The sequence below is a fragment of the Staphylococcus simiae genome (assembly GCF_017357005.1).
Lineage (GTDB): Bacteria > Bacillota > Bacilli > Staphylococcales > Staphylococcaceae > Staphylococcus > Staphylococcus simiae_A.
Genome location: NZ_CP071589.1, coordinates 1,237,960 through 1,264,330 on the forward strand (window position 1 = coordinate 1,237,960; position 26,371 = coordinate 1,264,330).

The 26,371-nt window shown below is 30.8% G+C and carries 28 protein-coding genes and 1 pseudogene; 4 read left to right on the forward strand and 25 right to left on the reverse strand.

Going from position 1 to position 26,371, the window contains the following annotated elements:
* Positions 1-75: 75 nt before the first annotated feature.
* From J3R86_RS05590 to J3R86_RS12175, 9 genes and pseudogenes are all read right to left on the reverse strand, one after another.
* Positions 76-279: a DUF6501 family protein gene (locus J3R86_RS05590; RefSeq protein ID WP_002464633.1), complete on the reverse strand. Its 204-nt coding sequence runs from the start codon at positions 277-279 to the stop codon at positions 76-78.
* A gap of 23 nt (positions 280-302) precedes the next feature.
* Positions 303-1,112, reverse strand: coding sequence for a VOC family protein (locus tag J3R86_RS05595; RefSeq protein ID WP_207518436.1), 810 nt, complete (start codon positions 1,110-1,112; stop codon positions 303-305).
* A 110-nt stretch (positions 1,113-1,222) separates the two neighbouring features.
* Positions 1,223-1,642 carry a hypothetical protein gene (locus J3R86_RS05600; RefSeq protein WP_207518437.1) on the reverse strand — a complete coding sequence of 140 codons (420 nt, stop codon included), beginning with the start codon at positions 1,640-1,642 and terminating at the stop codon, positions 1,223-1,225.
* A 271-nt stretch (positions 1,643-1,913) separates the two neighbouring features.
* Positions 1,914-2,744 (reverse strand): ATP-binding cassette domain-containing protein, encoded by an 831-nt coding sequence (locus tag J3R86_RS05605; RefSeq protein ID WP_207518438.1) that lies wholly within the window; start codon positions 2,742-2,744, stop codon positions 1,914-1,916.
* 204 nt (positions 2,745-2,948) lie between these two features.
* On the reverse strand, positions 2,949-4,202 hold the full coding sequence (gene sucB / locus J3R86_RS05610; protein WP_207518439.1) for a dihydrolipoyllysine-residue succinyltransferase: 1,254 nt from the start codon (positions 4,200-4,202) through the stop codon (positions 2,949-2,951).
* Positions 4,203-4,217: 15 nt separating this feature from the next.
* Positions 4,218-7,016, reverse strand: a complete 2,799-nt coding sequence (locus J3R86_RS05615; RefSeq protein WP_207518440.1) for a 2-oxoglutarate dehydrogenase E1 component — start codon at positions 7,014-7,016, stop codon at positions 4,218-4,220.
* Positions 7,017-7,205: 189 nt separating this feature from the next.
* Complete coding sequence (locus tag J3R86_RS05620; RefSeq protein ID WP_207518441.1) at positions 7,206-8,561, reverse strand: HAMP domain-containing sensor histidine kinase; 1,356 nt, start codon at positions 8,559-8,561, stop codon at positions 7,206-7,208.
* Positions 8,558-9,217 carry a response regulator transcription factor gene (locus J3R86_RS05625; RefSeq protein ID WP_207518442.1) on the reverse strand — a complete coding sequence of 220 codons (660 nt, stop codon included), beginning with the start codon at positions 9,215-9,217 and terminating at the stop codon, positions 8,558-8,560. The genes J3R86_RS05620 and J3R86_RS05625 overlap by 4 nt, the downstream gene beginning before the upstream one ends.
* 452 nt (positions 9,218-9,669) lie before the next feature.
* Positions 9,670-9,777 (reverse strand): annotated as a pseudogene (locus tag J3R86_RS12175) (hypothetical protein); the annotation flags it as partial.
* Between the two features lie 483 nt (positions 9,778-10,260).
* Between J3R86_RS12175 and J3R86_RS05630 the strand changes: the two are divergent.
* Positions 10,261-11,133, forward strand: a complete 873-nt coding sequence (locus tag J3R86_RS05630) for an MFS transporter (RefSeq protein ID WP_207518443.1) — start codon at positions 10,261-10,263, stop codon at positions 11,131-11,133.
* 80 nt (positions 11,134-11,213) lie between these two features.
* Positions 11,214-11,474: an MFS transporter gene (locus J3R86_RS05635; protein ID WP_207518444.1), complete on the forward strand. Its 261-nt coding sequence runs from the start codon at positions 11,214-11,216 to the stop codon at positions 11,472-11,474.
* A gap of 316 nt (positions 11,475-11,790) precedes the next feature.
* On the opposite strand, the gene J3R86_RS05640 is transcribed toward J3R86_RS05635, so the two are convergent.
* The 15 genes from J3R86_RS05640 to J3R86_RS05710 form a co-directional block, all read right to left on the reverse strand.
* A complete protein-coding gene (locus tag J3R86_RS05640; protein ID WP_207518445.1) occupies positions 11,791-12,414 on the reverse strand; it encodes a phosphatase PAP2 family protein in 624 nt (207 codons plus the stop codon).
* 13 nt (positions 12,415-12,427) lie between these two features.
* Positions 12,428-13,501: an undecaprenyldiphospho-muramoylpentapeptide beta-N-acetylglucosaminyltransferase gene (locus J3R86_RS05645; protein WP_207518446.1), complete on the reverse strand. Its 1,074-nt coding sequence runs from the start codon at positions 13,499-13,501 to the stop codon at positions 12,428-12,430.
* Between the two features lie 11 nt (positions 13,502-13,512).
* Positions 13,513-14,022 carry a GNAT family N-acetyltransferase gene (locus tag J3R86_RS05650; RefSeq protein WP_207518447.1) on the reverse strand — a complete coding sequence of 170 codons (510 nt, stop codon included), beginning with the start codon at positions 14,020-14,022 and terminating at the stop codon, positions 13,513-13,515.
* A 308-nt stretch (positions 14,023-14,330) separates the two neighbouring features.
* Positions 14,331-15,821, reverse strand: a complete 1,491-nt coding sequence (locus tag J3R86_RS05655) for a S41 family peptidase (RefSeq protein WP_207518448.1) — start codon at positions 15,819-15,821, stop codon at positions 14,331-14,333.
* Positions 15,822-16,191: 370 nt separating this feature from the next.
* Positions 16,192-16,413 (reverse strand): YozE family protein, encoded by a 222-nt coding sequence (locus J3R86_RS05660; protein ID WP_207518449.1) that lies wholly within the window; start codon positions 16,411-16,413, stop codon positions 16,192-16,194.
* Positions 16,413-16,913 (reverse strand): PTS sugar transporter subunit IIA, encoded by a 501-nt coding sequence (locus J3R86_RS05665; RefSeq protein ID WP_207518450.1) that lies wholly within the window; start codon positions 16,911-16,913, stop codon positions 16,413-16,415. Before J3R86_RS05665 ends, J3R86_RS05660 begins: the two co-directional genes overlap by 1 nt.
* 12 nt (positions 16,914-16,925) lie before the next feature.
* The gene (gene msrB / locus J3R86_RS05670; protein ID WP_207518451.1) at positions 16,926-17,354 is read right to left on the reverse strand and encodes a peptide-methionine (R)-S-oxide reductase MsrB; all 429 of its coding nucleotides are present in this window, start codon (positions 17,352-17,354) and stop codon (positions 16,926-16,928) included.
* A complete protein-coding gene (gene msrA, locus J3R86_RS05675) occupies positions 17,347-17,880 on the reverse strand; it encodes a peptide-methionine (S)-S-oxide reductase MsrA (RefSeq protein ID WP_207518452.1) in 534 nt (177 codons plus the stop codon). The genes msrB and msrA overlap by 8 nt, the downstream gene beginning before the upstream one ends.
* An 83-nt stretch (positions 17,881-17,963) precedes the next feature.
* The gene (gene fakB2, locus J3R86_RS05680; RefSeq protein WP_207518453.1) at positions 17,964-18,803 is read right to left on the reverse strand and encodes a DegV family protein; all 840 of its coding nucleotides are present in this window, start codon (positions 18,801-18,803) and stop codon (positions 17,964-17,966) included.
* A 14-nt stretch (positions 18,804-18,817) separates the two neighbouring features.
* Complete coding sequence (locus tag J3R86_RS05685) at positions 18,818-19,297, reverse strand: dihydrofolate reductase (RefSeq protein WP_002465218.1); 480 nt, start codon at positions 19,295-19,297, stop codon at positions 18,818-18,820.
* A gap of 186 nt (positions 19,298-19,483) precedes the next feature.
* Positions 19,484-20,440: a thymidylate synthase gene (locus J3R86_RS05690; protein WP_207518454.1), complete on the reverse strand. Its 957-nt coding sequence runs from the start codon at positions 20,438-20,440 to the stop codon at positions 19,484-19,486.
* A gap of 386 nt (positions 20,441-20,826) precedes the next feature.
* The gene (gene brxA, locus J3R86_RS05695; protein WP_207518455.1) at positions 20,827-21,264 is read right to left on the reverse strand and encodes a bacilliredoxin BrxA; all 438 of its coding nucleotides are present in this window, start codon (positions 21,262-21,264) and stop codon (positions 20,827-20,829) included.
* 15 nt (positions 21,265-21,279) lie between these two features.
* Positions 21,280-22,395 (reverse strand): conserved virulence factor C family protein, encoded by a 1,116-nt coding sequence (locus tag J3R86_RS05700; protein WP_207518456.1) that lies wholly within the window; start codon positions 22,393-22,395, stop codon positions 21,280-21,282.
* 30 nt (positions 22,396-22,425) lie between these two features.
* Positions 22,426-22,677, reverse strand: coding sequence for a NifU N-terminal domain-containing protein (locus J3R86_RS05705; RefSeq protein ID WP_207518457.1), 252 nt, complete (start codon positions 22,675-22,677; stop codon positions 22,426-22,428).
* 11 nt (positions 22,678-22,688) lie between these two features.
* Positions 22,689-22,883, reverse strand: coding sequence for a zinc-finger domain-containing protein (locus J3R86_RS05710; protein ID WP_207518521.1), 195 nt, complete (start codon positions 22,881-22,883; stop codon positions 22,689-22,691).
* Between the two features lie 245 nt (positions 22,884-23,128).
* Between J3R86_RS05710 and J3R86_RS05715 the strand changes: the two genes are divergently transcribed.
* Both J3R86_RS05715 and J3R86_RS05720 read left to right on the forward strand, forming a co-directional pair.
* Positions 23,129-23,833, forward strand: a complete 705-nt coding sequence (locus J3R86_RS05715; RefSeq protein WP_207518458.1) for a queuosine precursor transporter — start codon at positions 23,129-23,131, stop codon at positions 23,831-23,833.
* A gap of 136 nt (positions 23,834-23,969) precedes the next feature.
* A complete protein-coding gene (locus tag J3R86_RS05720) occupies positions 23,970-24,365 on the forward strand; it encodes a ribonuclease HI family protein (protein ID WP_207518459.1) in 396 nt (131 codons plus the stop codon).
* 158 nt (positions 24,366-24,523) lie between these two features.
* Here J3R86_RS05720 and ltrA read toward each other — a convergent pair whose 3' ends face one another.
* A complete protein-coding gene (gene ltrA / locus J3R86_RS05725; RefSeq protein WP_207518488.1) occupies positions 24,524-25,810 on the reverse strand; it encodes a group II intron reverse transcriptase/maturase in 1,287 nt (428 codons plus the stop codon).
* Positions 25,811-26,371 lie beyond the last annotated feature (561 nt).

Genomic DNA, 26,371 nt, shown 5'->3' on the forward strand with positions numbered 1-26,371 from the left:
AAACTAAGACATTGAATGACGTCAATTGCCTTAGTTTAACTATTCTATTCTTATTTATAAATGTTTAATATGATATTAAACTTCTTTAAAGTAGTCCTTATAGTAGCCACCAACAAGTCCAGAATTATCTATAATTTGATAATACTCTTCTGTTTCATTAATGACATCATATTGTTTACCAACTGTTAGCATATCAGATACTGTAAATTTTTTAGCATCTGTATTGGTAACTTCTACTTTTTTAATTGGTTCCTTGTCTTTCCATGTTTCGTGTAACATACTATCTGTCTCCCTAATTATAATTAATATTGTAATGTATATATAAACGATAGACCACTATTCTCAGTAATTCGTATCGATTCAAAATCATCTTGTTGTAACGTTTCATATGGTAATTCTATTTGGTTTAATTTTGACATAACTTCATTAAATTGTGCCTGATCTTGCGTTGAAAATTCTATTTGATCGACGACGCCATAATCAGGTAACTGTATGGTTGGATTAGCTTGACATAAATGTATTTCACCACCGAGTCCGCCTGTACCGATATTAAATACTTGCACATAATAATTAGCATCTTCATAAGGCATGTACTCTGCAAATAACTCTAAGCCAAAAATACGACTTAAAATTTGACTCGTTGTAGTCACATCATTAACTTTTAAAATAACAGGACCCAGTCCTTGAACTTGATGTAAAGGATTAACAGTGCTATTGATAGATGGCATGCCAAGACCTACTCCAGAGTTATTTTCATTGGAATAAATCGAAATGACATGATTATTATAATCTTCAAAACTAAAGTACTGATTGCCATTTAATTCTTTCAACGTCGTATGAGCAATACCATGGTTATCTAATATTTCTTGATATTCTGTTAATCCTAAATCTGAAGGTGTACGCAAACCAATACTTTCAATATGCGATGTTTCAAGTTCATCTCCCGGGACTTCTATAAAATGTATTCTAGTACCTGGATTTAAATCAGCATCACCAAAGCGCATGCCTTGGTCAATGTGCTTATCAAAAGTTAAACCTAATATATCAACCATAAAATGTTTAGTTTGTTGTAAGTTGGTAGTTCCTAATGTAACACTAGTTAAACCACACATGCTAGACACCTCAATCTTTATCTTTCAGTACCATTATAACTTATTTTAACAAGATTTTATAGCAGTGACAGATTATCTATCTTTAGAAAAGTATAACTATACGTCGACGATTAAATGACTTCTATTTTATCGTCAGCAATATTAATACATACGAGTAATATAATCATATAAACCATTACATGACAAAATAAATAAAATAAGGAGACACTATCTTCCAAGGACATCACTGATGTTAATCGAGATACTGGCGGTAAGACCCATTTAAGCCATTTGAAATATATCGATTGTTGACTGATGATGTCTTCTGAAATGACTAAAAAAGTTAGTAAACATAATATTGGCCATTGTAATTTTTTGACATGATGACATATAGTTAACACAAATGTAGTCATTAATATCGCTAATAATACAATAGCAATATGTAATACAATTGCTAAAATTAATTCTCTGACAGTAATTGCTGTATCGAAAAGATTAAAGACGATTGGATAGACTAGTGAAAAAATAATAAGTGGTAATAAAACTATCAAACAAACAAGCATTTTCAAATAGAGATAAACTCTTCTATGTTTAAGATGTACATAAAAAAGATGTCTTTCAACGTTGGAATCAGAATGTAAGATGATTTTAGTTAGCCATATCGTGATAACAAACAATACAAAGACTGACAATAAATAACTTGAAACTATGTGTTGACCTCGATAAAAATATAACAATAAAATCCAAAAGATAAAAATTAAGTAAGGAGGTATAAATGAATAATTCGACCAAATCTTTTTACATTGCAATGTGATAAAGGCTCTAATCATAATTATAATCACCTACTTCTTTTATTTCTATGTCATGATGAATTAAAGTGACCAGCAAACGATTTAAATCATCACGCTTGATCATAATATGTAATTCACGATCAAAGATTTCAATATGGTGCCACATATCTATCAAATAATTGTTAAGTAACTTTATATTATTAAAATTAATGATCACATATTTATAAGTAAATTGCGACCGCAATGTATTTATCGATGTATCCTCTATTAAACCTCCATTATGTATCAGAACTTTATGACTAATTAATTGTTGTACGTCTTGATCATGACATGTCAAGATCACTGTATGTCTGTCTTTAAGCTGTAATAAATACCTTTTAATAAATGCTACTGATTTTTTATCTAAAGCATTAAATGGTTCGTCCAAGACATATAAATCTTTATTAACAACTAAACATTGAATTAGATTTACCTTTTGTCTAGTACCCAAAGAGCAATCCTTTAATTTAGTAGTTAAAAATGGATGTATGTGTAGTTGAGAAATAAATAAATCAAAGATAGGTTGTTGAAATGCAGTACGATTTACTTGTTTAATATATTTAAAATAATCTCTGATAGTTATATTTAAATTATCAGGAAAATATTCAGGTGCATAACTGACATCATTCGTTGACATAATATAACCTTGATTTGGCTTTATTAGTTTACATAATAATTTTATAGTTATACTTTTACCAGAACCATTTTTCCCTTCTAATAATGTAATGCTATGTTTAGGTATCTTAAAGCTAATATTATCTAATATATCTTGATGATTAAGACGTTTAGAAACATGTTGAAATTCAACTGCATAAGATGACATCGCATTAGGCTCCTTATTTTTGACATAACCTTAATTTAACATAACAAAGATATTGCCACATCATACTAAAGTTATAATTGCAACGGATATTAACTATTCCCTAGCCTTTGTACTAATACTTAATAATTGATGTTAATTAAGTAAAAAAATACAACGACGATATACGCCGTTGTATCAAAGTTTGTTACTATATTTTGGTCTATATTATGATTCTAATAATAAGTCTTCTGGATTTTCAATTAATTCTTTAATTGTTTTTAAGAATCCAACAGCTTCTTTACCATCAATAATTCTATGGTCATAGCTTAATGCAATATACATCATTGGACGATTTTCAATTGTATCTTGATCAATAGCAATTGGTCTAGTAATAATTGAATGCATACCTAAAATAGCAGCTTGACTACCATTAATAATTGGCGTACTCATCATTGAACCAAAGATACCACCATTCGTAATTGTAAATGATCCATTGACCATATCGTCTAAACCAAGTTTTTTATCTCTAGCTTTAACTGCCAAGTTTGCAATTTCAGCTTCGATTTCAGCAAAGTTCTTCTTATCACAGTCTCTGACAAATGGTACTAATAATCCGTCATCAGTAGAAACTGCTACACCAATATCATAATATTGTTTAGTAATCATGTCATCGCCATCAATTTCTGCATTAACTTCTGGGTATTTTTTCAGTGCTGCAACAGCTGCCTTAGTGAAGAATGACATAAATCCTAATTTAGTGCCATCATGATCTTTCATAAATTGTTCTTTTTTACGTTTGCGTAATTCCATCACATTCGTCATATCAACTTCGTTAAATGTTGTTAACATAGCTGTATTATTAGAAACTTCTAGTAATTTTTTAGCTGCAGTTTTCTTTCTACGAGACATTTTTTCTCTGATAACTGGTTTAGATGGATTTTGATTAGTTGCTTTTGGTGCTTTTTCAGGTGCTTTAGTTTGTTGTTTAGCTGGTGCTTGTTGTTTATTATCAATATCTTCTTTTCTGACAACATCATTATTTTTAGCACTTACTTCTGCTAAATTCACACCATTTTCTCTAGCATAACGTCTTGCTGATGGTGTAGCATTCACTCTTTGGTTGTTATCATCAGTTTGTTTACTTTCTTCACTAGCATTAGAAGTTTGTTCAGTAACTTCTGATTGAGTAGTTTCTTCTTTTTGTGGAGTATCGTTGCTTGCTGTTTCATTTGAAGCATTACCACTACCTTCACCAATAACTGCAATTGCTTGGCCAACTTCAACTGTGTCGCCTTCTTTTGCTAATTGTTGTGATAATACCCCTGCCTCTTCAGAAACAACTTCAACGTTGACTTTATCAGTTTCTAATTCAAGGATAGCTTCACCTTTATCGACTTGATCGCCTTCATTTTTTAACCACTCTGCAATGGTACCTTCTGTAATAGACTCTGCTAATTCTGGAACTTTTACTTCTGACATAACTTTATTTTCCCCCTAGTTATTTTTTAATGCATATTCAATGATTTTACTTTGCACCAACTTATGGATTTCCCCATCGCCTTCTGCTGGAGCAGCTCTTTGAATTCTGCCATGATAACTTAAATCATATTTATCTGCAACTAATGCTTTGATATATGGATATACAAATAACCATGCTCCTTGATTCTTAGGCTCTTCTTGTACCCATGATACTTCTGTTAAATTAGGTAATTGTGATAATAGTGCATCAATTTCCTCTTGTGGGAATGGATACAGTCTTTCAACTGCTACAAGTAAGACAGAATCATCAGGATTTTTTGCAAGTTGTTCTTTTAAATCAATAAACATTTTACCAGTTGCTAAAATTACTTTTGTTACTTTATCTTGTTGATGTTCTTCAACTAAGATAGGTTGGAAACCACCACTTGTGAATTCATCAATTGGTTTTGCGACTGTTTTATTACGTAATAAACTTTTCGGTGACATAACAACTAACGGACGCATTTGTTCTGTACCTAAACTTGCTGCTTGAGCACGTAATAAATGGAAGTAGTTACTTGAGCTGGATAAGTTGACCACTGTACTATTATTTTCAGCTGCCAGTTGTAAGAAACGTTCTAATCTTGCTGATGAGTGTTCAGGCCCTTGACCTTCGTATGAATGAGGTAGGAATAATGTTAAACCTGAGCGTTCTCCCCATTTAGCTCGTGAACTGAATAAGAAGTTATCAAATATCATTTGTGCCATGTTAGCAAAATCACCATATTGAGCTTCCCAAATATTGAAACTTTCTTTATTTTCAACGTTGTAACCATATTCAAATCCAACCACAGCAGCTTCAGACAATGGTGAGTTATGAATATCAAATGTTGCTTTTTGGTGTGGCACGTGATGTAAAGGTGTATATGTTTCTCCAGTTTCTTCATCATGTAATACTGCATGACGATGACTAAAAGTACCACGTTCACTATCTTGTCCAGTTAATCGAATTGGTGTACCATCTTGAAGAATTGTAGCAAAGGCTAATTGTTCTGCTTGAGCCCAATCCACTAAACCATCTTCTTTATTAAATGGTTCATGACGTTTTTCAAGTACTTTATTTAATTTTTTTAAAATATGGAATCCTTCTGGATAAGTAAGCATGGCATCATTAATTTCTTTTAAATGATCATAACTGAAACTTTGTTCATCAGCTTGTAGTGGTAATGCTAAATCTTCAGGTTTTTCCATATCTGGGTTATCCATTTTATCAGCTTTATCAATTTTATCATGTGCTTGTCTTAATTCTTTTTGAACATTATCAATAACTGAATTCATTTCTTCTTCAGTCATGACACCTTCTTCAACAAGCTTGTTACCAAAGACATATTCTACTGAATCGTGTTTACGAATATTTTGATACGGTAGTGGGTTGGTAATAGATGGTTCATCCATTTCATTATGTCCATAACGACGATAACCTACTAAATCTATAACAACGTCTTTATGAAATTCTTTTCTAAATTCCATAGCAATATCAATGGCTTCGATTGTTGCTTCCACATCATCAGCATTAACATGGAAAATTGGAACATCGTAACCTTTAGCAACATCAGTTGAATAAGTTGTTGAGCGACCGTCAATGGGTTCTGTTGTAAAACCAATTCTGTTGTTTGTGATAATATGCAATGAACCACCAGTTGTATATCCTTTAAGATTACCTAAGTTCATCGTCTCAAAGTTAATACCTTGACCTGGATATGCTGCATCACCATGTATAATAATTGGCATAGCTTTATGATGATCTGTCGTTGGTGCACCAGCACGATGTGTATCGTCTTGAGCTGCTCTTGTTCTACCTTCTACAACAGGCGCAACGATTTCTAGGTGACTTGGGTTATTGGCTAAAGCAATTCGTTGTGTCGTTCCGTATGAATCAGTCGTCTTAATACCACCTAAGTGATATTTAACATCACCTGTCCAACCAGCAGTTAGCTCTAAACTACCATCTTTAGGTAAGAATTTCATTGGATCTGTATGCATAAATTCTGAAATCATCATTTCATATGGTTTTTCTAACACATGTGTTAAGACATTTAAACGTCCACGGTGAGCCATTCCAATTTGAATATTATTAATACCTTCTTTACCAGCTAATGTAATTGTGCGTTGTAACATTGGTACTAACGCATCTACCCCTTCAATTGAAAAACGTTTGGCCCCTACAAAGTTTTTGTGTAAATATTTTTCAAAGCCTTCAACATATGCTAATTTTTTAAACAAATCTTTTTTCTCACTATTATTTAGCGTCACTTTATATGGCGTTTCAATGCGTCGTTTTAACCAACCACGTTCAGTATTATTGTTAATATGTGTATATTCAAAAGCAATTGGTCCTTTATAACGCTTTTCCATTCTTAAAATTGCTTCATATGCATTGTCATAAATTTCTGAAAAATGATCGGAAACAATACCTGCAGAAATCTCTTCCAAAGTCTCTTTGTCTAAATCAAATTCTTCAATTTCTAATCTAGGAACATGATTACGCTTTGGAGGATTAACAGGATAGATATCAGCTTTTAAATGCCCATATTGTCTAATGTTATCTATTAAGCGCATCACACGTTTAATTGTTCCATCACTATTTTGACTACTTACTCCATGTGATGTTGGAACAGTAGCATCATCATTTTTTATTGCATTAAACAAGACTTGTAAATCTTCAGGTACAGATGATGGATCTTGCAGAAAATCATCATATAAATCTAGCATTAAGCCTAGATTTGCACCAAAGTTTACAGGCGCCTCTGTCACTTCTTTTCTTTCGTTAGTCATTTTACACCCTCCACAAAAATGTTGAAACGCTTACAATGTAATAATATCACTTATTGTCTATTTGTTAAAGTAGATTTACCTATTTATTGTATAAAAAAGAGAATCAACAAAACCGTTGATTCTCCTATATTTTCGTGCTTATTATCGGCATTACGTTGCATTCAATTTATTACATAAATACAACTTTATTTAAAAGATAATTTTAAATGTTGTACCTTCATTTATGTCACTGTCAATTTGTATTGTACCACCATTCATTTGAATGATTTTTTGAGCAATGGATAAACCAAGTCCATTACCACCTTGGCTTCTAGCTCGAGATTTATCAACTCGATAAAATCTATCGAAAATAAATTCTTGATCTTCTTTCGGTATCCCCATACCATGATCTCGTATTTCAATAATTTTTTGCTTATTTTTCAAAAACATACTCACCACGATATGCTTGTGTTGATTATCATATTTTATAGCATTATCTATAAAGATTAAAAATAACTGTTCAAATTGATGTGGTTTCATTTTAATTTCTAAAGTCTTTGAAGTTAGATTTGTCTCGAAACGATAATCTGGATGTAATTGTTTTAATGAATGTATGCGGGAGGTAATCTCATCATTAATATTAACAACTTGTTTGTCAGAAGAAATATCATTCACATCGCCTTTTGTTAATTGCAATAATTCTTCTACTAATTTAATAATGCGATTCATTTCTTCAATTGAAATATTTAAAGATTCTTCTAATACGGCTGGATCTTTTTTTCCCCAACGTTGAATAAGATTTAAATGCCCTTGAATAATTTGTAATGGTGTTCGTAATTCATGAGAAGCATCTTCTACAAATTGTCGCTGTTGATTGAATGATTCTTCAATTTGACTCATCATGGCATTAAATGTACTTGCTAAATTTTCAATTTCTTCATAGTTTGTATTTAATTGTAATTTATTTTGAAAACCATCTCGTCTAATTTTAATCATTTTATTAGATAACGTAACTAATGGCTTGGTGATTTGTGAAGAAAATACGTAACTAATCGTCGCTGTAATAATAGTTGCAATAACGCCGAATGCAAATGCAATGATGTATAATGATTTAACAATATTATCATAATTTTCTAGAGAGTGGATTAATAAGCTATAACCTTTGAAATCTTTGGTTACTATTGGTTCGGTAATAATGAGATAATCTACCCCATGATAATTTTTCATCATTATTCTATCAGTATGTCCATAATCAAAATCAGGAACAACATGCACGGTATTATCATTTGATGTTTCAAATAATTTATTATTATGATCGTCATAAATGATTATTTCTTGAAAATTGCCTAAAGATGCATTTAAATCAAGTGCCGAAATATTTTTAACACTTTTAGAATGAAATAAATTATTGATGTCACTGGAACTTCGTTCTGCATCATCTAGCTCACTATTATGCAAAGTATCTTTTAAAAAGAAAATAATAATTAGGCAAAATAATAAGATGGTAAAGAAAGTAATCATTGTCGTAACAAGTATCCAATTATGTCTTAATTTTCTCTTTTTCATCTAATCACATATCCTACACCACGCACGGTTTCTATCATTTTATCCCGATTATATGGTTTTAATTTATTACGTAAATAGCGGATATAGACATCAACAACATTTGTTTCAACTTCACTATTATATCCCCAAACGTGATTTAAAATTTGTTCACGCTGTAAAACATGATTACGATTTTCGGCAAGAACATATAATAAGTCATATTCAGTTTTCGTTAAATCAATTTCATGACCTTCAAATGTCACTTTAAAAGCATTTTTATCTATAGTTACGCCATGTACATCAATAATATCTTTTTGTGGTTGACGACGTAATATTGCTCTTATTCTTGCTAACAATTCTTCAATATCAAATGGCTTGACGATATAATCATCTGCCCCATAATCTAAACCTGCCACTTTATCATATGTATCACTTTTCGCTGTAATGATAATAATGGGTGTTTCTTGCTGTTGTCTAATCTTGCGACAAATTTCAAGACCATTAATACTTGGAAGCATCAAATCTAGAATAATTAAATCATATTGATTATTTAAAGCCTGATTCAATCCTTGTTGTCCATCATACTCTATATCTACTTTATAATTCTCATGTGTCAATTCTAATTCTATAAACCTTGCTAAATTTTGCTCATCTTCAACAATCAAAATATGTGTCATATTTGTACCTCTTATTACTATACAATTTTAAAAAAGGGAGTAGGATAGAAATAATTTTTATAAAATTTATTTCATAATCCCACCCCGGTAAGACTGACTAGGGTTTTAAACATTGATCTCTCAATATTTTGAAAAGCAGACAGTTACTGCTAAATGCTTAATTTTAAGTGTAAAATGCATTCTGTCCCACTCTCAACTTATTGTGTACTTTTCACTTCTTATATAAATTTTAGCATAAAAAAATAATGTTGTTATTATTTTTCTCATATTTAAATTGTATATGCTTAAGCGCCATTGTTATTTATTTAATCTTTTAATGTAAGATTTTACATCATATCTAATGGTTAATTGTTATTTAAAATGAAGACAATGACTAAGTTACAGTTATTTTAATGAGGCAGATTTAAAAAGATATTATAAACTAAAAAATTTTATTAAAAATTTTACCGAAGTAATTGACAATGATTCTCAATAGTGTATAATACTATTTGAAAATGATTATCAATACCAAATAGAACATTCCCCCCCACATACGTTTCGTTCAAAATTGGATTGGTCATTTTCAGATATTCCCCTTTTATATGCCCGTAAAAGACTATATACGTTATAACAACGTTTTTTATAAAAGCAGTAAACCTTATGACACTTTAGGTTTACTGCTTTTATTAGTTGATACAGTTGGATTATATTACTATTAATTAAAGGCTCTCTAACAATTGGGACTACTATTTTGATAACCTAGCAATGCTCATACTTTTTCCATCTTGCACATTTAAAAATTTTATTGGATTCTAGTTTTCCAAATTAGAGTTTGTAAAAACTTGAGAATCGGCTTTTTGTTACATTTCTAACGCGGAAACGTCAACATCATTCACTTTATAATTTCCTTAAAGATTTAATAATATAACATATTTTTCTTTAAAAACTAAGTTGACATATACTATCGATAAGGTAATAATACACTTAAATATTTTGAATTTTCGAAATATTATACAATGTTATATCCGATCAATTTATCTTTAATTACTGGAGGTCTTATAATTGTGAAAAGAAACTTCATTTTTTTAATTATTTTTACTTTAATTAGTAATTTTGGTAGTAGCATTTTTGCTTTTATAGTTTCTTTTTATTTTCTAAAGCAGAGTAATAATGCTATTGTATTCTCAATTCTTATAGCTACTACAACTTTATCTAATATAGTATTTAAAATAATAGCTGGCTACTTCGCTGATTTATTAAACAAAAAATACCTAGTGTTAGTTACTCAATTTTTATCTGTATTAGTTTTAGCTATTTTTTCTTTAAATACCGATTCAATAGAAAATTATAAATTTGTAATTATTCTTTTAATAATTTTAGCTATGTCGGATAGTTTTTCTTCTATAGTATTTAATAGTGGAATGGTAAATATTGTAGGAGAACAATATTTACAAAAATTTATTACAGTAAATATGGTAGTGCTAAATATTATCACAATTTTTTCTCCAATTATCGGTGGGATATTATTTTCTATATTTGATATTAAAGTATTTATCTACCTAATATTTAGTACGGAAACCATTAGTCTTCTCATCCTTATTTTAATTAAAATTCCAGAAATTAGAAATAATTTGAGTGAATCTAAAGATATTATTTCTATTAAAAGATTTTTCAAAGACTATATCAAAACTTTTAAGTATATTAGTGAATTTCAAGAATTATTGATATTATTATGTTTATCACTAGCAATGAATTTTTTCTTTTCAATTTCTAATATTGGCTTGCAAACAGGTCTCGTAAAAGTTTTTAAATTTGATTCACTAACTTATAGTTTAATAGTTTCAGCATTATCACTTGGTATAATTTTAATAAGTTTAGTTTTAATAGGATTAAAAGACCTCAATATTAAAAAAATCTTACATTGTCTATCAGTGTGATGTCGTTATCTTATTTAATATTATCTTTAAATTTCATATATTCTAATGTCGAAATAAGCAAATATACATTATTTTTTATCATGTTAGTTATAGGAGTAAGTTTAGGATTATATAATGCTACTAGTAGTATTTTTAAACAAACAGTTATTCAAGATAATTTAAAAGGAAAATATTTTGGTTTAGAAACTATGGCAGCACAAATAGCTATGCCCTTAGGATATATATTAGGTGGCATACTTTTTGAAATAAATACTTATATATATCCACTTATTTTTATCACTATCGTGTTTATATTAATAATTGTTCTATTTATATTAAGAAGAAATTTTAAAATAATTTAACACAAGTTGCAGTATATATTTCTGCTAGTTATTTTAATGAAATGTACAAGTAAGTTTTATCATAGTTATATTAAAATAATAAAACCATATTCATCAAATATTAAAATCTTTAATTCACCCCCCTCAACTTAATCATTATAGTGAGGGGGGTGATTAAATATCATCTTTTAATTAGTTGCATTATTCTACGTCGATTATGTTTTCACTTTTAATAGTGCAAAGTGTGCTACATATCAATTTATATTGACTTTGCTTTCACTTTCAATCATGTTGAAATTTGAACAATACATTTCATATCAGCATATGTCCATAATGACTACGATACATTAACAGATAATTTGTTTTTCAATAACAATGTTGAAAGTACAATACAAAAAGCGCCACCTATGATACCTGCGATAATATCAGTTGGATAATGTACACCTAAATACACACGTGAAACTGAAACTAATAAAATCATTAGTGCACATAATCCTATCAATAATCCTTGTGAATAGCCATGATCTATTCGATTAATTATATAGGCTACACTGCCAAAATATGCTGTGGAACCCATGGCATGACCACTTGGAAAGCTGAAACCACTTATATCAATCAATCTTAATAATGTTGGACGTTCACGATCAAAGATATTTTTTAAAACTGGGTTTAATATGCCCGATAAAGCCATTGTTAACATAAAGAATAGTGCTTCAATTTTGTATTTCTTTAACTTTAAGTAAGCCACTAACAATAACGATAGACTCAGCATGGCACACACTTCTCCTACTTTGGTTGCACCAAGCATAATTGCAGTAGTAATAAAGCTTTCAGATGCATAAATAAAGTCATACACTTCATTATCAATCCATTTTCCTAGTCGTGATTCATGAAAAAAGGCGATAATCCCAAATATTAGTGTAAATACAATGAGTAACGAGATGCGTTTCCATCTACTCAATTATCATAACCCCCTATTGGTTTAATGCATCTTTAATCATTTTGTTAAATAAGTCTTCTTTAGTATAACTTTGTTGGTAACTAGACATTTGATCAACTATTTGTTGACGTTGATCTTCAATTTGATTTAATTCTTGCATCAATAATTGTGATGTAAGTTGATCTTCTTGAATCGTCTTACCATAACCTTTATCTTCAAAATGTTTAGCATTATCAATTTGATCTCCTCGAGATTGATCCAAACCTAATGGGATTAGTAACATAGGAATGCGTAATGTTAAGAATTCATATATCGCATTTGAACCTGCTCTACTTATTACAGTATCTGTTATTGCAAGTAAATCTGTTAAATCTTCTTTAACAAATTCATACTGTACATAGCCTTTTTTCTGAATTGATTCATCTTTCAAACCTTTACCAGTCAAATGAATAATTTGATAATTGTGTAATAAAGCATCTAAGTTTTCGCGAATTGTGTCGTTTAATTTTTTACTACCTAAACTACCTCCCATGATAAGTAAGACTTTTTTATGGTTTGCAAAGCCAGTTAATTTATAACCTCTTTCTTTACTACCATTTTTCAAGTCTTCTCTAACAGTGGCACCGATAAAATCAGCTTTGTCTTTAGGTAAATAATTTAATGTTTCTTCAAATGTTGTATATATTTTCTTAGCAAATTTTAACGCAATTTTATTAGCTAATCCTGGTGTTAAATCAGATTCATGAATGATTGTAGGTATTTTTAAAGATTTAGCAGCAATAACAACTGGTACTGACACGAAACCACCTTTTGAAAATAATAAATCTGGTTTCTCTTTTTTTAATACTTTACGTGCATCTAAAATGCCTTTTAACACTTTAAAGACATCTTTAGCATTTTCTAAAGAAATATAGCGTCGTAATTTACCACTTGAAATAGCATAATATTTAATGTCTGGTAATTGAGATTCTATCATTTCTTTTTCAATACCGTTTTTTGAACCAATATAAAACGCGTCATGTCCTTCAGATAATGCTGTAGGAATTAAACTCAGATTGACAGATACATGTCCAACAGTACCGCCACCTGTAAATGCTATCTTTGTCATTTAAATTACCTCTATTCATCTAAATTTTTATAATATGCATAAAATGGTTCACCTTTGTCATATGGTGCATAATCCATTTTTTGCTCGCCTACTTTATGAAAACCAAACTTTGCAAATAATCCTTGAGCTGGTTTATTTAATGCAAAAGTGTCAGTTAAAATAATATTAACGCCTCTATTTTTAACTAAATCAATGACATATTGAAATAGTTCAGTTGCAGCACCTTTGTAATCTTTAGATCCTGTTAATCTATGTATTACATAAGCGTTATCTCTATTTATAGGCCAGTTAATGTCATCATACCATTCTGCTTGGTTTTGGTCGATAACTATAAACCCATAAATGTGATCATTTTCTTCTAAGACATATAAATAATCTTTAGCAATATCTTCTTCAAAATGTTCTATAAGTGGATATTGATCATCCCATTGATGATTATCTTGCTCTTTCATTATTCCTTTTGCTTCTTCTACAAGCTTTAAGATATTATCTAAATCTGATTTCTTACCTAATCTAATCATAAACATCACTCCATTTCATCGCTTAACTATAAAATAACCTTTCACTTTTGAAGCCAATTTGAAACAATTAATTTGTTCATTTATTGTTGTTATTATCATTTTTAAGTACTTTTGTTTTTAAATTTTACTTGTTCATCTTATAATAAGATGCCATTTATCGTAACAAATAGCAGCTAGTTAGCAAAGTAATTTGCTATGTTAAGACCATTTTTAAAAAATAATATCTGATCTCACTTACATAGCTAATATAAAAAATAAAACCTAGCAATAGAATAGACCTATGTCCATTGTTGCTAGGTTTTACTTTATCATTTCAATTGTTGTAATAATTTTTTAAGAACATCATCATCTTTGTTGGCTTTTTCAACTAATAACATTGTAAATCTGTTATTCGTTTTTTTATCAAAGACGCCATTGACAGTTAAGTGTTCATCTTGTTGGAATTTTTTGATAGCATCTTCTAATTCACTATCAAATGTTGTCGATTCATTATTTACTTTATAACCTAATGCAGATAATCCTATTTTTATAGTCTTAATATTTTTATTATCATCACCTAACTTAAACGTCTTGTCATTAGGAATGACACTTAAAGATTGGTACTTAGGCGTAGCAATATTAACATCAGGCTGAATACCTTTACCATGAATATAATGACCGTCTGGTGTTAACCATTTCATTTCAGTGTATTTTAATAAAGAACCATCTTTAAATTCTCTTGTTGTTTGAACAATACCTTTACCAAATGTTTTTGAACCATAAACTTTAGCTTTATGATAATCTTTCATTGCACCAGTAAAGACTTCAGATGCACTTGCTGATCCTTCATTAACTAATATAGATATATGCATATCTTTAGCCTCTTTTAAAGCATCATTATCCGTCTTAACAGCTTCTTTATGATCGCCTTTTTCAAGTTGTACGACTGTTTTATTTTTATCTATAAATATATTGGCCATTTTAACTGCTTCATCCAGTAATCCACCTGGATTATTACGTAAATCTAACACAATATTATTTAAACCTTGCTTATGCGCTTTTAATACTGCTGATTTTAATTCACCAGAGGTATCACTTTGAAATTTATTAATAGTTATAACGCCTACATTACCTTTTTTAGTATATTCCACACTTTTTACATGGATTTTTTCACGTTTAATCGCAATATCTTTTTCTTCGCTACCACGTTTAATCGTTAATGTAACTTTTGTATTTTCTTTACCTCGTACTTTTTTAACTACTTCATCTAATGATTGTCCTTTAACTGACTTACCATTAACTTTCGTTAAGACATCCTTAGGTTGAATACCTGCTTTTTCAGCTGGTGAACCTTTCATAGGACTAGTTACCATGATCGTATCATTTTTCTTCTGCATTTCTGCACCGATACCCACAAAATCACCTGAGACATCTTCATTAAATGACTTTGTTTGATCCTTAGTCATATATTCAGAGTATGGATCTTTTAGCTCTTTAATCATTCCATCAATTGCTGCTTGAGATAATTTTTCAGAGTTTTGTTTCTTATAATAATCTTTGTTTAACGTTTTATAAACATATTCAATTTTATGTAAATTAGCTCGATCTGTTTTATTCAAACCACTTATCTTATTATTGATAAATATGTATGACACGATTGTAAGTGCAATAGTAATAAGTACTATAGCAATGAGTAACACTATAAAATGCCATAATTTCAAATTAATTATTTTCGAACGTTTATTCTTATTTTTTTTAGACTTATTCGATGTCTCGTCTGGAGACTGATTTTGATATTTCGACGATTGATCTTTATCCATTGTTTCACTTCCTTAGATGTACAATTTACATTTATGTAGTTTATCATATCAATATCTTAGTTATAGCGCACTATTTTTAATAATAATTGTATTATAATATTTCAAACACACACAATTTAAAGTTGCTATCAATTTATTAGTATGAGTATTGACATTTATTTTATTGATATTCAATCAGCCCTAAATAATAGAAAAAGTAAATAACAGAGAATCATGGTTCTCTCCCAAATTGGACTGATACATAATTATTCATTTTTTATAAGTTCTGAAAAATAGAGAACCAGAATCATTTGACTTGATTATGACAAAACAAATAAACTGTCAACAAAATTCTAATTTGTCGACAGTTTAAAAATCATATAACTAATGTTTAAAATTTAAGCCATTCTGTATATTCTTCATATAAGTCATCAAATACCGCCATAGATACTGTAAAGTCACCATGTGTCTCAATATAATCTGATAACGTATTGAATTCTGTGTCATATTTTGGAAAAGCTAAATCTTCAAAGATTTCTTCTGCTAATTTTCCTTTGTCATCATGACGTCCACGTACAGTCATAGCAAATTGATAAAATGAATAATTCTTCATTAGTTCATTGTCACATCTACAACTTTTGTTTCACCTTTAATTAAAGCATTTGTAGTTTCGATATTAATTGATGCTGCTTGATCTGAATTTGTAATAATAATTGGTGAAATGACAGATTTAGCATTGTTGTTAATAAATTCTAAATTAAAGCGAATAAGTGGGTCTCCCACATTTACTTCATCACCACTATTAACTAACACTTCAAAGCCTTCTCCATCTAATTGAACAGTATCTAAACCAATGTGTACAAGTAATTCAAGACCGTTATCAGCTTTTAAACCAATCGCATGTTTAGTTGGGAAAACGTTATCTACTTTACCAGAGATTGGTGAAACGACTTCACCTTCAGTTGGATTAATACCAAATCCTTCACCCATCATTTTTTGGGCAAATACAGGATCTGGAATATCTTCGATTTTAACGTATTCACCAGTTAATGGTGCATAAATTTCTATTTCTTTACTTACTTCTTTACCTTTACCAAATAATTTTTTAAACATAACAATCCACTCCTATTTTTCAAAATGTGAAATTAAATCTCCATAACCTAGTTCTTCTAACTTATCATATGGTATAAATTGAACAGCAGCTGAATTAATACAATAACGTAAGCCACCACTTTCTCTAGGACCATCATTAAAAACATGACCTAAATGACTATTTGAGTCATCAGCCCTAACTTCTGTTCTTACCATACCGAATGATTTATCTACTAGCTCAACAATTTCTTCATCATTTAAGGCTTTGGAAAAGCTAGGCCAACCACAATCTGAATGAAACTTTTCTTCAGAAGTAAATAATGGTTTACCAGAAATTTTGTCTACATAAATTCCTTTATCAAAATGGTTCCAATATTCATTTTGAAATGGTGGTTCAGTACCATTTTCTTGAGTAACTAGATATTCCATATCTGTTAATTCATTTTTATTTTTTTTAATCATGTTGATTCCCCCAATGTGATTCTATAAATGCTTTACGTCCTGAACCACGTTGATATTGATTATAATGCATAGGGTTCTTTCGGTAGTAATCTTGATGATATTCCTCTGCTGGATAGAAATTTTTATATGGTCTAATAGGTGTAATCACCGGCTTATTGAAAATACCTTGTTCATTTAACTGTTGCTTTTTAAATTCTGCTGCTTGTTTTTGGTGTTCATCATGATAAAAAATAACTGGCTCATAACTTTCACCTCTATCAAAAAACTGTCCCTTATCATCTGTTGGGTCAAACGTTTTAAAATAAATAGCTAAAATATCTTCAAATGATGTAATGTCAGGGTCAAAAGTAATTTGAACAGCTTCAACATGTCCTGTTTGATTGGTACAAACTTGTTCATATGTTGGATTTTCAACATGACCACCACTATATCCAGAAACTACACTTTTAATACCTGGATATGTAGTAAATGGTTTAACCATACACCAAAAACATCCACCTGCAAGTGTTGCATATTCCGTTGCCATTTGAATTACCTCCCATCTATCTATTTATTAATGTAGTCTATAACTTTTATAATTGAAAGTAATTCACATCGATTTAACTTAAATTAGTTCTTAAGTACTACAAGACCTATAGCACCTTGACCAGTGTGTGTAGAAATGACTGGTGTTGTCACATTGACATCGTATTCATTAATTTGGAATGCATCATTAAATACTTTCTTTAATTTATCTACGAATTCAATAACATTGGCATGAGCAACACCAATTGATTTAATTTGATGATTGCCTAAAAATTCAGTTATTTCTTTTTTCAAATACTGAATACTACTATTTTGTGTTCTCGCATTATGCACAAGTTCAAGACGACCGTCATCTAACGTACCTATAGGTTTAATTTTCATAATATTACCTATTAAACCTTTTGTTTTACTAATTCTGCCGCCTTTAATTAATTGATTTAATTGCCCAATAACTACAAAAAGTTTAATATTTTGTCGAAACGCTTCTAAGTCAGCGACGATATCTTCAGTTGTATTACCTTGGTCAACCAATTCAACTAAATGTTCAATTTGATAACCTAAACCGTAGGAAATAGATTTTGAATCTATAACTGTAACATTGGCATCAACCATTTGGCTTGCTTGATATGCAGTATTAAACGTGCCACTTAAACCTGATGACATGTGTATACTAATAATTTCTGCTCCATCTTTACCTAATTCTTCATAAGTTGAAATAAATTCTCCAATTGGTGGCTGACTTGTTTTAACATCTTCATCTGCTTCGATACGGTCTATTACCTCAGCAGATGTAACGTCTACTTGGTCAATAAAAGATTGGCCATCAATCGTTAAACTTAATGGAATGACATGAATATCATGTTGGTCTAAAAATTCTTTAGACAAATCCGATGTTGAATCTGTAACAATAATTTGTTTAGACATAAAATTTCTCCCCTTTATTTTTTACGAACTAAATGTAAAAAGGTATGTGGAATAGTATTTTTGTCATCAAGTTGACCTTCAATAGATGATTCCACTTCCCAATCTTCAAATGTATATGGTGGAAAGAATGTATCGCCTCGGAATTTGCCTTCAATAACAGTAATATACATATCATCCACTTCATCAATCATTTCTTCAAATAATGTTTGACCTCCGAAGACAAAAACATGCCCTGGTAAATCCTTAATTTCATCCAATGAATGTATCACATCAACACCCTCAACGTTAAAGTTAGGGTTAGATGTTAATACAACATTGCGACGATTTGGCAAAGGTTTACCTATTGAATCAAATGTTTTTCTTCCCATAACTAAAGTATGACCTGTAGAAAGTTGTTTGACATGTTTTAAATCATTAGGTAAATGCCAAGGTAATTGATTTTCAAAGCCAATAACACGTTGCATATCATGTGCAACCAATATGGATAATGTCATTTGTTTCCTCCTGTTCTCTGTTGCTTGTCTGTTAATATAAGTTATCTATAATTTAACATAATTTACTTATTGACGTATGCGTGTACGATTAATTTTTAATAAAAATTGAAACCGTTTAACAAAAACATGTCAATGACTATAATATTTCTAGTTACATTTATATATAATTGACAATTTGTAATACTTTTAAACAGCAATTGGTGCTTTAATTGCTGGATGAGATTCATAATTAACTATTTCTAAGTCTTCATAGTTAATGTCGAATATAGATTTATCCGAATTAATCTTTAATGTAGGAGGATTAAAGCTATCTCTTGCCAGTTGTGTTTCAATCGCATCGATATGATTTGAATAAATGTGTGCATCTCCAAATGTATGGACAAATTCGCCTACTTCTAAACCACATTCTTTTGCAATTAAATGTGTTAATAATGCATAACTTGCTATATTAAATGGTACACCTAAAAAGATATCTGCACTTCTTTGATATAATTGACAACTTAATTTTCCATCTTGCACATAAAATTGGAACATTGTATGACATGGAGGTAACGCCATAGTATCGATTTCAGTTGGATTCCATGCTGACACAATATGTCGTCTTGAATTTGGATTATGTTTTATTTGATCAATAACAGTTGCTAATTGGTCAAAATGATTTCCCCCTTTATCTTCCCAATCTCGCCATTGTTTACCATACACATTACCTAAATCGCCATATTTACGAGCAAAATCATCATCTTCAAGGATACGTGTTTTAAACTTTTTCATTTGGTCTTTATATTGCTCATTAAAATCTTGATTTTCTAATGCTCTGTGACCAAAATTCGTCATGTCTGGACCATGATAATCATCTGATTGAATGTAATTTTCAAAAGCCCATTCATTCCAAATGTTATTGTTATATTTTAACAAGTATTGAATATTAGTATCGCCCTTAATGAACCATAGTAATTCAGTAGCAACTAATTTGAACGATACCTTTTTGGTAGTTAATAGTGGAAATCCTTGAGACAAATCAAAACGTAATTGATGTCCAAATTTCGAAATTGTACCTGTATGAGTACGGTCATCTCGTTTATTTCCTATTTCTAAAATTTCTTCACACAAATCATGATATGCTTTATCAAATGAATTTAGCATATATTAAACACCTCAATTTATAAGTTTATATTTCATTCAATTATTAGTCGATGCAGTTACTTTATTCAAATGTTTTATTAGATTAATTTTAAGTGAAATGTCATAGTTAATGAAAGAAAAATTTATGTCATATCTCTCATAAATGTGTATAACTTTACTTAAATATGGATATTTCATGATATTGTTATTTAATTACAATAAAAAAAGGATAAAACAGTTCATTAATATTTGTACAGAATTACGCCGTAGTAAGTAATAATATAAATGATGATTATGGTATTTATCATTTTCAGTTAACTGAGTTAATATACCAAACACACCTATATATTACATTGACTAATGCCTTATTCTATTACCTTTAATGAATGCTTATCCTTTTATAGTTATTATTGACAATTTTCGTCAAAGGCATCTTTTAAATCCATTGCAATATCATTGATATCTCTGCCTTCGATATGTTCACGTGGCATAAAATGTACTAAATCTCGACCTTTAAATAAAGCGAATGAAGGGCTTGATGGTGCTTGACCAATATATTCTCTCATTGTTGATGTTGCTTCTTTATCTTGACCAGCAAATACAGTAACAGTATGCGTTGGTTTATATTCATTTTGCGTTGCTACAGCTACTGCCGCAGGTCTTGCTAAACCAGCCGCACAACCACAAGTAGAATTAATGACTACAAATGTTGTATCGTCGTCATTCACTTGAGTCATATAATCTTTAACATCGTTTTCATTTTCTAGACTAGTAAAGCCATTTTGAGTAAGTTCATCGCGCATTTGTTGCGCAATTTCTTTCATATATGCATCATAGGCATTCATTATTATCACTCCATATTATTTATTTCTATTGGCAATTTGTTTCCAAACTGATCCTAAAGCTTCGTCCCCATTCTCAATGCGAGAAATAGCCATTTCTATTTGCAATTTAACTTCATATGCTGGGTCATCGACATGAGCTTTTAATGATGCTAATTGTTGTTCGTTACCTTCATCAAAGATAAACATAGCTGCACGCCATCTAACAATTTTTTGAGGGTCATCTAACAACTGTTCCATCTCAGGTAAAGCTTGTTGAAATCCTAAATCACTAATACAATCACCAGCAGTTCTTCTGACTGCAGGACTCTTATCATGTAAACCCTGATAAATATAAGGTAATACAGCTTCATCATTAATCATACCTAATAGGACAACAGCTTGTCGTCTGAGAGGAACTTTGTCTTCTTGTAGTGCTGTCTCTAATACAGGAAGATCGTTGAATGTTGGCGTTGGGAACTGATTTAACATTCTAAGTCTCTCTTTCCAGTCGCTAGCTTGTTGATATTCAGTTAATGTCACTCTATTATAGACTGGTTCTGGGACGGTTACAGATGTAGCAATTGCTTCTTTAACCATGTCATCTAATTGTTCAATTGGATAAATAGCTGTAACTTCTTCCATGATGTCAGACATAACCTCTTCCATATCACCATATCGTACACCTAAATCCAGCCACTTTCTCATAAAAACAACGTTATCATGGTCTTGTTGTGCTGCAAGCATGCTGTCAACATATACTTCTGGTAATTGTTTACGTTTTTCTTCGTTATTAGATGTCAATTTAATTTGATATGGGATACCTTTAAAGACAAGGATTTCAGCTTTAACTTCACCATAATGAGAATCTGGTGTTGGTTCTGACTGGACGATATCCTGTTCCGTATTTATTGTAGCTGTAATTTTCGGTAAGACGTCTTCCCAATTTGCTCTAGGCATTTTATCAATCGCAAGAAAATCCATAACATGAAAAATCGACTTAACATCATCAATAGCTAATAAATCGTTAATATATTGTGGTTGTTCATTATTAATTGATGTATACGTAGCTGATTTATTATCTTGTCGTTTAAAATTCAGTACTACTTTCATGGTGTTTGGACTTGGCGTTGGTTCAACACGAACTATTTCCATTTTTTATTCCCCCGTTAAATACACTAGACCTTAATTGAATACAGCTTCAATTTTAGGTAAAAGAGACTCCCAATCTGCATCATTTTCTTTATCAACAGAAATGAAATCCATAACATGAAAAATTGATTTAACTCCGTCAATATTCAAAATATCATTGATAAATTGTGGTTGTTCGTCACTCACTTTAGTATAAGTAGTAGAAGTCATACCTTCTCTCGACTCGTTTAAAGTAATCTTCATAGTATTATGATTGGGTGTTTCTGAAATTGATAATATTTGCATTTGACTTCCTCCTATTGAAGTTCATTTCCTAATTGTTTAATTTGTTTTCCTATTGAACACTCATTGATACAAAAATGATGCGCTTTTGTCTTGCCTTCATTTTTACGTAAAGTCGTTTTAATTGGGCATTGATTGCAATAAGTATTCATTAAGTCATCTATTTTTGCGAGTGCATTTTGCTCAGAATAAGTTAAAATGACTAACACTTCCTTTATATACACATAACAAGTTATTGCAATCTTGTTAACGAGTGTTTCTTAATTTAAATTAGCATAACGATATTATAACATCTTTAGCTTATTGATTTGAATAATACGATTGTAGATATTTTATGTTTTAATTTTATGATTTGTCTATTGCTAATGTCTATGATTTTCTGTAGAATAATTAAGTTGTTTATTGAGCGGTTTCTAAACACCCGCATTATCAAAATTTAGGAGGAAATTAAACAATGTATAATGAATTATTAGGACTATGTTCCTTTATTATCACCTTTATTTTAATGGTCTTAATGTATCGTGCATTTGGTAAACAAGGTTTAATTGCTTGGGTAGCCATAGGTACGATCATTGCTAATATTCAAGTTATAAAAACAGTCGAAATATTTGGTATTTCTGCAACATTAGGTAACGTCATGTTTGCATCTATTTATTTAGCTACAGATATTTTAAATGATATTTATGGTAGAAAAGTAGCTAAGCGTGCTGTATGGCTAGGATTCTCATCAACATTAGTAATGATTATCGTCATGCAGGTATCTTTACAATTTATACCATCAGCTGATGATGTTGCTCAACAAGGACTGGAGACAATTTTCAATATTGTTCCAAGAATTGCCTTAGGTTCAATTATCGCTTATATTATTGGTCAACATATAGATGTCTTTATTTTTAGTGTTATTAAAAAGATCTTTAGTTCAGATAAGACATTTATTATTAGAGCATATGGTAGTACGATTATAAGTTCAATTATTGATACTGCATTGTTTGTAACGATAGCATTCTTAGGTAGTTTGCCAAACGCAGCTGTCTTCGAAATCTTTATTACGACATATATACTTAAATTAGTATCCACAATCTTCAACGTGCCATTCGGCTATATTGCTAAATCATTTTATCGTAAAGGTAAAATACAAAAATTAGACGAAGGTTATTAATCATTTAGATGACAACACCAACTAGGAATTAGAAGTTCTTGGTTGGTGTTATTTTCTTTTAAAATGATTTCATTAACAACGATGGCATCAGTTTGATACAATAACTACAAATATTTAATAAAGAGGATGACAATCAATGGCGCAAATTTATTTTGATGCTGCAACAAGTGGTAATCCTGGACATAGTGCATGTGGCATTATCATCAATGAAAATGGAGAAAAGTATGTTTATACTCATGATTTAGGCGTTATGGATAATCACAGTGCTGAATGGGCAACGTTTATTCGTGCTTTAGAACATGCTAGATCATTAAACGTGACGACTGCCTTATTATATACAGATTCGAAGGTTATTGCTGATAGTGTTGACAAAGGCTTTACGAAAAATTCGAAATTCAAACCTTATTTCGATCAAATGTCTATATTAGAACAAAGTTTTGATTTGATGTTTGTCAAGTGGATTCCACGTGATCAAAATAAAGAAGCAAACCACCATGCTAAACAAGCTTTATATAAAATGACTAAAAAATGATATTCATTGATATGATGGTGATGATATTGAAAATAGCAGCTATTAAAAGCGAAATAGCTTTTAATAAATAGGTATAAGTTTAATCGAGTAGGAGGATAACCATTATTTGATTATCCGTCCTCTCACACCACCGAGCGTACGGTTCCGTACTCGGCGGTTCAATATCTTGCGTAAGCCGTCTCTGCGAGTTGGGTTAATGGTTCTAACCCCCACTTGTAGAGACGTTTTGTTGTAAGTGCACGATGAACTTCATGCGTTGATGATAAGCGCCAGTATTTCTTTCTTGAATTGGCAATTTTCATTGCACTCTTATGGTCAAGTCCATACTTACGTAACATCTTATATTTGGTTTTTATTCTTTTCCATCTTTTGAGGATTAGTTGTCTAATGCGTCGGTTTAACCATGATTGTAACTTCGTTACAAAACCTGTAATAAATCCTTTACCAAAGTAATTTATCCACCCTCGTGTTACTTGATTAATTTCTGATATAATCTCTTTAAAGGTACCTGGTCTATTTCGTTTCGTTAGACGTCTTAAGGTGCGTTTTAAATTTCTTCTTGCTTCCATAGTCGGTCTGAAACGATAAGTGCCATTTACTTTGGTCATTAGACAACTCAAGAACTTTAAACGTGTGATAGAACCTACCTTGCTCTTTTCACTATTTACAATAAGTTTAAGGTCTTTTTCGATAAACTTTGTCACACTTTCCATGACACGTTGACCCGCTCGTTTTGTACGTACAAAGATGACGAAGTCATCTGCATAACGAACAAAGCGATGACCACGTTTCTCCAATTCATTATCTAATTCGTGAAGATAAATATTACAAAGTAACGGGGAAATAACACCACCTTGCGGTGCACCTATTTCTCTACTTCGATAATTACCATTGAGGTCGATTGCACCAACCTGTAGGCTTCTACGAATAAATTTAGAAATGGCTTTATCTTGAACATGTCGTTCAAATAGATACATTAATTTATCATGGTTCAACATATCAAAGCACTGTTTTAAATCACAATCAACTGCAACTAAGTAACCTTCTTCATAGTATGTTGCACATTCTTTAAGTGCAGTTCCTGTACTACGATTCGGTCTAAAGCCATGACTGTGTTTTGAGAAAGTACGGTCGATACTAGGTTCAATGACTTGTTTAATGGCTTGTTGGATAACTCTGTCTCTTGCGACAGGGATTCCAAGCACGCGCTTTTTCCCATTTGATTTAGGTATTTCAACCTTTCTTACTGCTTGTGGCTTATACGTGCCATCAAGCAGTTTTTGTTTAATTTGTGGAAAGTATTTTGCGAAATGTGATGTTAATTCACTTACTCGCATGCCATCGATGCCAGGTGCACCGTTGTTTTTCTTCACTTTCTTAATTGCTTTTTGTATATTATTCTCTCTTACAACAAGCTCCATCATAGATGGAGACTCACGATACATTTCTTTCATTTCACCTAAGATTTACTGTACGCACTCATATATCCTTTTTCGTTCCACTACTTACCTTTCTATGAGTTGCCAATCATTAATTGTATTCTGTACGTTGTAAATCTCTAACCTCCATTCTTTACTTTGTATGAATATTGTTCAGTCCTTCAGTATTTCTACCTACTATGACCTCTGCTGACTTCTCATCATTCGTTATTACTACGATTTTTTTATCGCTGATGAGACCTCCCCGGGTAAGAGTAACCACTTTCCACTCATTCCACTGCATCATTTACTATATAGAACTCGGGTAGTATCGGACTTTATCTTGTATTGCAGATTCATCCATTCCACATAGCCTTGTATGATATTTCTGTTCGTCAGTGCGAGTGTTTGCGTCCGACTTCCTTCAGATTCCATTTCACAATGGACACCCTTGTCTTTCGCTAACAGTTCCTACTACCAAGCCTGTAACGGACTTTCACCGTCTAGTAATTACCCATGCCGGGCGCACAATAAAAAAAGACGGTAGGAATTCAAGTTATTCCTACCGTCTCTATTTAATTTGAAAAG